Raw genomic sequence first — 7,587 nt, 5'->3', positions numbered from 1 at the left:
CCCCGGAACATGGTCCGGGGCGCGGCCTCACCGGCGAACAGAGAGGTGTCCGAGCCCGCTCAGAGCTTCAGGAGCCGCTCGGTCATCTCGCGGTAGTCCCGCAGGGCGAGCCGGAGCCGCTCCGTGTCGGAGTCCGCCGCCTTGCCCTCGCCGCCGGACTGCCAGGACGTACGCAGGGCGCGCCGGCGCCGGGTCACGGCCTCCGTGAACCGGCCCGCGAGCTCCTCCAGCACATGGTCGGCCTCCTCCACGGATGCCTGCGGTCCATCGACGAACCCGCCGACCGCGTGCCGCATCCGCAGCGAGAACTTGTCGTGCTCGTCCAACGGCAGCAGCCGCTCGTCGTGCCCGGAACCGCCTTCCGCCCGCGTGTCCGCGCGGCCCTCGGTGTCCGCCGGGCCGCCCTTGGGGAGCGCTCCCCCGGCGTCCCGCCGCTCACCGTCGCGGCGCTCACCGTCGCGGCGCACCGCGTCGGCGCCACGGGGCATGGCGGGCACCGCGGGGCTGCCGGTCTCGCGCGACGGGTCGCCGGCGTCCGCGCGGCCCGTACGGTCGGCACGCGGCTTCGCGCGCTCGTCGGAGGAGACACCCGCGGCCTCGCGGTCCGGCGCACCGGCCCCGGTCGTCCGGGCCGCCACGCCGTCACCGGTCCCCGCCCGGTCGCCCGGGGCGGAGTCGGCGGACGCGGTGTCGACATGGCCCTTCAGGGCCTCGCGGCGCGACACTTCCTCGGCCTCCCCGCGGTTCTCTTTCGCGCGGTCCGCCGTGCCCTCGCCGGCCATCGCCCGGTCGTCCCGGGAGCGCTCGGCGGGTACCGGTGTCACACGGCCTTTCATCGCACCCGGCTCGCGGGAGGGGGTCCGCTCGGGATCCTGGTCTGGCTTCATGGTGCTCACCTTCCTCAACTCCCCTTCGCCTGACGCCTGGTGAAGGACCAGGGCAGGTGGTGGGAGCGGGTGTCGGGGGTGGAGTTCTCGGTGGTCTCGGTGCGCTCGGTGCGCTGGGCGCGCGCGGTGCTCTCCGTCGCCTCCGCGGGCTCGGGGCTCCGGGCGTCCTTGTTCATGCCGAACCGCCTGCTGCGCTCCGGGTGAGCGGGACGCGGCTCGCTCACGTCGTCCGTGCCGCGCGCGCGGTCGGGGGCGTTGTCCTGACGGGTCGGGGTCAGCAGGTCGTCGAAGAGCGCGCGGGCCTCCAGCATCGCCTCGCGCATCTGCTCGGTGTCGGCGGCGCCGTTCTGGCCTCCGCCGGTACGGGCCAGCGCGGCACGGTGCACGCGGCGGTAGCCGTGGACATGGTGTCCGTGGTGCACGGAGAGCGCGGAGACCTGCTCCTCGTAACGGCCCTCGTCGGGGAACCCACGCGCGCCGGCCAGCTCACCGAGCAGCCGGTCGGCCTCGGCCACCGCTTCCTGCGGCGAGTCGACGAAGCGTTCCTGGGCTGCCGTCCAGCCTGCCGCGTACCGTTCGCGGGCCGCGGGTTCGAGCGGCCGCTCGCGCAGCGAACCGTGCAGCTTCACCCGCTCGGTGAGGTCGCGTTCGGCGGCCTTGGTGTCGCCGTCGTGCCGGGCGACGGTTCGGTCGTACTCCGGTCCGAAGCGCCGCCGCAGGGTGCGCCCGCCGGGCGGCCTTCGGTTGAGGAGCAGCAGGGCGGCCGCGACAACGGCAACGGCCGCCACGATCACGATCAGAGCGATGATCACGCCTGTGGACATGGGTGCCTTCCGGGGTTCTCGACCCAACGGGCCGGTTCCTGCACCGGGTTGCCCGGAAGACGCTCCTCAAACGGCCCCCGCACGGCGCGACCGCCGCGACCCGGCACCGGCCGCACGCCGACGGCCCGTCCGTCGCCCACCCGACAGCACCGGCAACGCCCGCCCCTCGTCGACCTGTTCGGGACCACGCCGCAATCCGGTTGCGCGCCGGGGGAGGCGCCTGACGACAATGACCCGCATGACCCGATCGCCTTCCGGCCCGCCCGCTTCCTGGAGCGTGGCCCCCGAACCCTTCGACTCCCCCGTCGCCGCCGCGCTCTGGCGGGCGTACTACACGGAGGTCAGCGACCGGTGGTACCTGCTGCACGAAGGGCGTACGACGGATCCCGGCGAACTGGAGCGGGAGATCGCCGCGCACACCGGCGGCGAGTTCGCGCCGCCGACGGGTGTGCTGCTCGTCGCACGGTACGACGGTGAGCCCGGCGGCACGGCGGGGGTACGGATGGTCGACGCCACCACGGGCGAGCTGCGCCGCGTCTTCGTCCGGGAGGACCTGCGCGGCAAGGGCGGCGCGTCCCTCCTGCTGGCGGCGGCCGAGGAGGCCGCTCGCGGCCTGGGCGCCCGGCGGCTGGTCCTCGACACCCGCGGCGACCTCGTCGAGGCGCGGGCGCTGTACGCGCGGCACGGCTACGAGGAGACCGCGGCGCACAACGACGAGGTCTACGCCGAGCACTGGTTCCGCAAGGACCTGACCGGCTGACGCTCAGCCCATCTCTCCCTGGGGCCGGCCGAGCAGCGTGCGCTCGTGGGGCCGCTCCGCGTCGGAGCCGCACATCTCGTCGTTCAGCTCCGCGACCAGCTGGGTGAGGTCGGTCGGGCGGTCCGGCCCCCACCAGTCGCCGAGGAGCTCGGCGAGGGACTCCTCGCGCGCCCGGGACAGCTTCCCGGCGGCCTCGTGCCCCGCGTCGGTCAGGACCAGGTCCAGGCCCTCGCGGCGGGCGAGCCGGCGTTCCTCGACCTGACGCGTGGCGGCCAGGACGACGTCCAGGGGCACGACATTGCGCTCGGCGAGGAGAGCGGGCTCCGCCCACCCGTACTTCTTGATCCGCAGCACCAGCCAGCTCGCCGCCGGCAGCAGGTCGTAGCCCGCGCGCGCGGTGATCCTCTCGTAGATCTCCCGGCGCCCCTCCCGGGTGCCGAGCACGGACAGCGCCCGGCACACCTCGTCGTACGACGACCGCTCGACCGGGTTGCTGGCGAGCGTCTCCGTGACATCGGGGGCCGTGACGGAGGCGCGCAGCTTGTCCTCGCGCAGGAACCAGGCCAGGACGAAGCCGAGCAGGGCCACCGGGGCGGCGTACAGGAAGACGTCCGTGATCGACGTCGCGTACGCGTGCAGGACGGGCTGCTGCAGATCGGCGGGCAGTTGGCCGATCCCCTTCGGGTCGGCCTTCAGGGAGTCCGTGGTGATGCCGGGGGGCAGTTGCTGCCCGCCCAGCGTCTTCGTCAGGTTGTCGCCGAGGCGGCTCGCGAAGACCGTGCCGAAGATCGCGACGCCGAACGAGGCGCCGATGGACCGGAAGAAGGTCGCGCCGGAGGTGGCGACGCCAAGGTCCTCGTACGACACGGCGTTCTGCACGATCAGGACCAGCACCTGCATGACCAGGCCGAGGCCCAGGCCGAAGACGAAGAAGTACGCGCTCATCTCGCCCGTGCCGCTGTTCTCGTCCAGTTGGTGCAGCAGGAGCAGGCCGAGGGCGGTGATCCCGGTGCCGGCGATCGGGAACACCTTCCAGCGGCCGGTACGGCTGACGATCTGGCCGGAGGCCGTGGACGACAGCAGCAGCCCGAACACCATCGGCAGCATGTGCACGCCGGACATCGTGGGCGACACGCCCTGCACGACCTGGAGGAACGTCGGCAGGTAGGTCATCGCGCCGAACATCGCGAAGCCGACGATGAAGCTGATGATCGCGGAGAGCGTGAACGTGTGGACACGGAACAGCTTGAGCGGCAGCACGGGTTCGGCCGCGCGCCGCTCCACCACGACGAAGGCGACGGCGAGAACCACGCCGAGGACGGCGAGAGCGATGATCTGCGGCGAGTCCCAGTCCCAGGTGGTGCCGCCCAGCGAGGCCACCAGGACCAGGCAGGTGGCGACGGCGGCGATCAGGAACGTACCGAAGTAGTCGATGACGTGCCGGGCCGACTTCTTCGGGATGTGCAGGACCGCCGCGATCACCGCGAGCGCGACGACGCCGACGGGGAGGTTGATGTAGAAGACCCAGCGCCAGCTGAGATGTTCCGTGAACAGTCCGCCGAGCAACGGCCCCAGCACGCTCGTCGCACCGAACACCGCGCCGAACAGCCCCTGGTACTTGCCCCGTTCACGCGGCGGGACGAGATCGCCGACGATCGCCATCGACAGCACCATCAGCCCGCCGCCGCCGAGCCCCTGCAACGCCCGGAAGGCGATCAGCTCGCCCATGTTCTGCGACATGCCGCACAGCGCCGATCCGATCAGGAAGATCACGATCGCCGTCTGGAACAGCTTCTTGCGGCCGTACTGGTCACCGAGCTTGCCCCACAGCGGGGTGGCCGCCGTCGACGCGAGCAGATACGCCGTGACCACCCAGGACAGATGATCCAGGCCTCCGAGATCGCTGACGATGGTCGGCAGGGCGGTGGAGACGATCGTCTGGTCCAGCGCGGCGAGCAGCATGCCGAGCAGCAGCGCGCCGATGGACACGAAGACGCTGCCGTGCACCGTGTCGCGGGCGTCGGTGGCGGCCGCCGTGCGGCGCCGCACCGCGGACTCGCTCACCTCGATCGACTCGTGCAGGCCGGTCGGGCCGCCCGTACCGACGCCGGTCGGCTCGTCCGCGCCTTCCGTCCCCCGGCCGGCCGGCGTGTCCGAACCGTGCGCGTCCCCGGTCATGCGGCCTCCCTGAGCCCCGAGGGTCCCGGTCACCCTCCATCCTGATCGGTGTGTCCGGTTATGGCCTGTCGAGCCGCACCGGAATCCTGCATTCCGGGGGGCTGCTTGAAGGTTGTATGAAGGTCGTCCGGATAATCTCTGGAAATCTCAGGGGGAGGGACCCACTCGTGACTGAACCGACCGGGCATGTCTGCCCCGAGTGCGCCGCACACCGGGCACAGGACGGCACCCCGTCCTGCTCCTGCACCAGCAGGGCGTCCGACGCCCTGCGTGACGCGCGCACGGCGGAGGCCGCGGCGACGGAGGACTTCAACCCGCTGCGCATCCGGCCCTACGTGGAGTTGGGCCCGGAGCATTCCGGGCATCCCGGAGGGGGCCAGTTGCCCGGTGCGAACGCGGGCCGTCCGGACCCGGCGGTCCCGGGCGACCCCGGTCCCGCCGCCTGGACCGCAGGGGCGGACTCCTGGGCCCCGGGGGGCGCCTCCACGCCACTGGACGGCCCTGGAGCGCCTCCGAACGGCACGGCGCCGGTGAACGGCGACGACGCGTGGCCGAACGGGGCCACGCCGGCCGGCGGCATACCGATGCCGCCGACGCACGGAGAGGACGCCGCCTCTTCCACCATGCGGCTGAACGCCGTTCCGGCCGACGCGACCATGCAGCTGAACGCCGTTCCGGCCGACGCGACCATGCGGCTGAAGGCGCTTCCGTCGGAGGCGCGTGCCACCGACGTCCGCCTCTTCCAGGACCGCTCCCTCGATGCCGGATCGGGGGCCTCGGCCTCCGATCGACCGGGGCGCAGCCGGCGAACCGGGGTCATCGCCGTCGCCGGAGTCGTGGTCACGATGGTGGCCGCGGCGGGGTTCGCGAGCGGACTGCTGTCGTACGACACTCCCGCGCGGGACGGGGCACTGCCGAAGGACGTCCGCGCGAGCGCGCCGGAGGTGCTGTCCGACAAGACCTCGGGGTCTCCGTCCGCGAGCACGTCCGCCACGTCTTCGTCGCCGTCGGCTCCGGCCTCCTCCCTGAGCGCGAGCCCGTCGCCGTCGGCGTCCGAGTCGGACACCTCGGCGACACCGTCCCGGTCGGCCACGTCGACCCCCGCGTCCACGTCCCCGAGCGCGAAGGCGACCGCGACCGCGACAGGATCGGCGGCGTCCACGGGCAGTGGTTCGAACGGAGTGGCCGCGCAGACCCTGCGACGCGGCGACAGCGGCCCCGAGGTGACCGAACTCCAGCTGCGGATGACCCAGCTGAGGATGTACATGCGCAGCGCCGACGGCCGGTTCGACCGCCGCCTCGAGGACGCGGTGCGCTGGTACCAGTGGGCGCGGGGCATCTCGGGGGACGAGCCGGGGGTCTACGGCACCGCCACCCGGGCAAGCCTGGAGGCGGAGACGACCGAGCCGTGACCGGCGTCGGGTTCGGGTCCGGTGCCGGTGCGGCGCCGGTCCGGTGCCTGCGGGCCGGTGGGTGGGTCGGGGCCGTGCCGGTACATCCCAGTCCGTCGCCGCTGGATCAGACGTGGGCTACCTGTGCGAACTGCTGCTCGATCCGAACGTAAGCGACGGACATCAGGGATGTACCGGCACGGCCCCTCCCGTGCGCGGACGGGTGCGGGTGCTTCGTGGTGAAGATTCAGCATCTCCGGCGTTTGAGGAGCGGGGGCTGGGGCGGAGCCCCAGGTACGGGGCGGAGACCCAGGTACGGGGCGGAGACCCAGGTACGGGGCGGAGACCCAGGTACGGGGCGGAGACCCAGGTACGGGGCGGAGCCCCAGGTACGGGGCGGAGCCCCAGGTACGGGGCGGAGGGGGCGAGAATCCCCCCGGCCGCCGACGCGAAGACACCTCTCAGCCAATGTGAAGGCGAACTGTTCTCAGCCGATGTGAAGGCGAACTGTCCCGTCCGTGAGGGCCTCGACCCGGACCTCGGTCAGATCACGTACGAGCACATCCGGCCCGTGGAATCCCGCCCGAGGACCGACCCCGACGACCCGCATTCCGGCGGCCCGCCCCGCCTCGATCCCCGCCCCGGAGTCCTCGAAAACAACACAGTCCTCGGGTGCGACGCCCAGCTCGGCCGCGCCCTTCAGGAAGCCCTCGGGGTCGGGCTTGCTGGCACCGACCGACTCGGCGGTGACGCGCACGTCGGGAAGTCCGAGCCCGGCCGCGGCCATCCGCCCGGTCGACAGCGCCACGTCCGCGGAGGTGACGAGCGCGTGCGGCACTCCGGCGAGGGAGGCGAGGAACTCCGGCGCTCCCGGAATCGCGACGACGCCCTCCATGTCGGCGGTCTCCTCGGCCAGCATCCGCGCGTTGTCCGCGTAGTTCTGCTCCATGGGCCGGTCCGGCAGCAGGACCGCCATCGAGGCGTACCCCTGCCTGCCGTGGACGACCTTCATGACCTCGTCCCCGTCCAGCCCGTGCCGGTCGGCCCAGCCGCGCCAGCAGCGCTCGACGACGACGTCCGAGTTGACGAGGGTGCCGTCCATGTCGAGCAGGAAGGCGCGGGCGGTCAGAACGGTGGTGGCCGTCGTCATCGGCATGCTCCAAGGCGCAGATAGGGAGGTCCAACATGCCCCCCGGGAAACAAGGCGGCCCCGCCCGCCGGTCAGGGAGGTGCGGGCGGGAACCACTTTGTTCCTACAACATACAAAACAACCTCCCCCAACGCCACCGCCCCCTACGCATGAAATGGTCGAAACGGTTGAAACGGACAACATCAACACATGGGCGGGACGACGCCCCCGAACCCACGAAGCACCCACCCCCGTCCACACACAGCAGGGGCCGTACATCGCGGGCGGGACGACGACCCCCAAGCCCCCGCGCACCCGCACCCGTCCACGCACGGGAGGGGCCGTGCCGGTACATCCCTATGTCCGTCGCTTACGTGCGGATCGAGCAGCAGTTCGCACAGGTAGCCCACGTCTGATC

Annotated in this window: 6 protein-coding genes; 2 read left to right on the top strand and 4 right to left on the bottom strand. The window is 72.4% G+C overall.

The window, feature by feature from the left end; genetic code table 11:
- Nucleotides 1-59 precede the first annotated feature (59 nt).
- On the bottom strand, nt 60-887 hold the full coding sequence (locus ACFWBT_RS40030; protein WP_385708904.1) for a hypothetical protein: 828 nt from the start codon (nt 885-887) through the stop codon (nt 60-62).
- 14 nt (nt 888-901) lie between these two features.
- The gene (locus tag ACFWBT_RS40025) at nt 902-1,711 is read right to left on the bottom strand and encodes a hypothetical protein (protein ID WP_385708901.1); all 810 of its coding nucleotides are present in this window, start codon (nt 1,709-1,711) and stop codon (nt 902-904) included.
- 238 nt (nt 1,712-1,949) lie between these two features.
- Between ACFWBT_RS40025 and ACFWBT_RS40020 the strand changes: the two genes are divergently transcribed.
- A complete protein-coding gene (locus ACFWBT_RS40020) occupies nt 1,950-2,471 on the top strand; it encodes a GNAT family N-acetyltransferase (RefSeq protein WP_385708898.1) in 522 nt (173 codons plus the stop codon).
- A 3-nt stretch (nt 2,472-2,474) separates the two neighbouring features.
- On the opposite strand, the gene ACFWBT_RS40015 is transcribed toward ACFWBT_RS40020, so the two are convergent.
- Entirely contained in the window at nt 2,475-4,433 is a 1,959-nt protein-coding gene (locus ACFWBT_RS40015) for an MDR family MFS transporter (protein WP_385708906.1), read from the bottom strand.
- Between the two features lie 383 nt (nt 4,434-4,816).
- Between ACFWBT_RS40015 and ACFWBT_RS40010 the strand changes: the two genes are divergently transcribed.
- Complete coding sequence (locus ACFWBT_RS40010; protein WP_385708895.1) at nt 4,817-6,061, top strand: peptidoglycan-binding protein; 1,245 nt, start codon at nt 4,817-4,819, stop codon at nt 6,059-6,061.
- 466 nt (nt 6,062-6,527) lie between these two features.
- On the opposite strand, the gene ACFWBT_RS40005 is transcribed toward ACFWBT_RS40010, so the two are convergent.
- Nucleotides 6,528-7,196, bottom strand: coding sequence for an HAD family hydrolase (locus ACFWBT_RS40005; RefSeq protein ID WP_385708892.1), 669 nt, complete (start codon nt 7,194-7,196; stop codon nt 6,528-6,530).
- Nucleotides 7,197-7,587 lie beyond the last annotated feature (391 nt).

Source organism: Streptomyces sp. NPDC060027 (assembly GCF_042737005.1).
Classification (GTDB): domain Bacteria; phylum Actinomycetota; class Actinomycetes; order Streptomycetales; family Streptomycetaceae; genus Streptomyces.
The sequence above is the reverse complement of the archived record's forward strand: the minus strand, read 5'-3'. Positions and strand labels throughout refer to the sequence as shown.

Coding starts and splice junctions, on each gene's coding strand:
- ACFWBT_RS40015 (WP_385708906.1), bottom strand. CDS start 4,433: ATGCTGCTCGCCGCGCTGGACCAGACGATCGTCTCCACCGCCCTGCCG.
- ACFWBT_RS40020 (WP_385708898.1), top strand. CDS start 1,950: ATGACCCGATCGCCTTCCGGCCCGCCCGCTTCCTGGAGCGTGGCCCCC.
- ACFWBT_RS40025 (WP_385708901.1), bottom strand. CDS start 1,711: ATGTCCACAGGCGTGATCATCGCTCTGATCGTGATCGTGGCGGCCGTT.
- ACFWBT_RS40030 (WP_385708904.1), bottom strand. CDS start 887: ATGAAGCCAGACCAGGATCCCGAGCGGACCCCCTCCCGCGAGCCGGGT.
- ACFWBT_RS40005 (WP_385708892.1), bottom strand. CDS start 7,196: ATGCCGATGACGACGGCCACCACCGTTCTGACCGCCCGCGCCTTCCTG.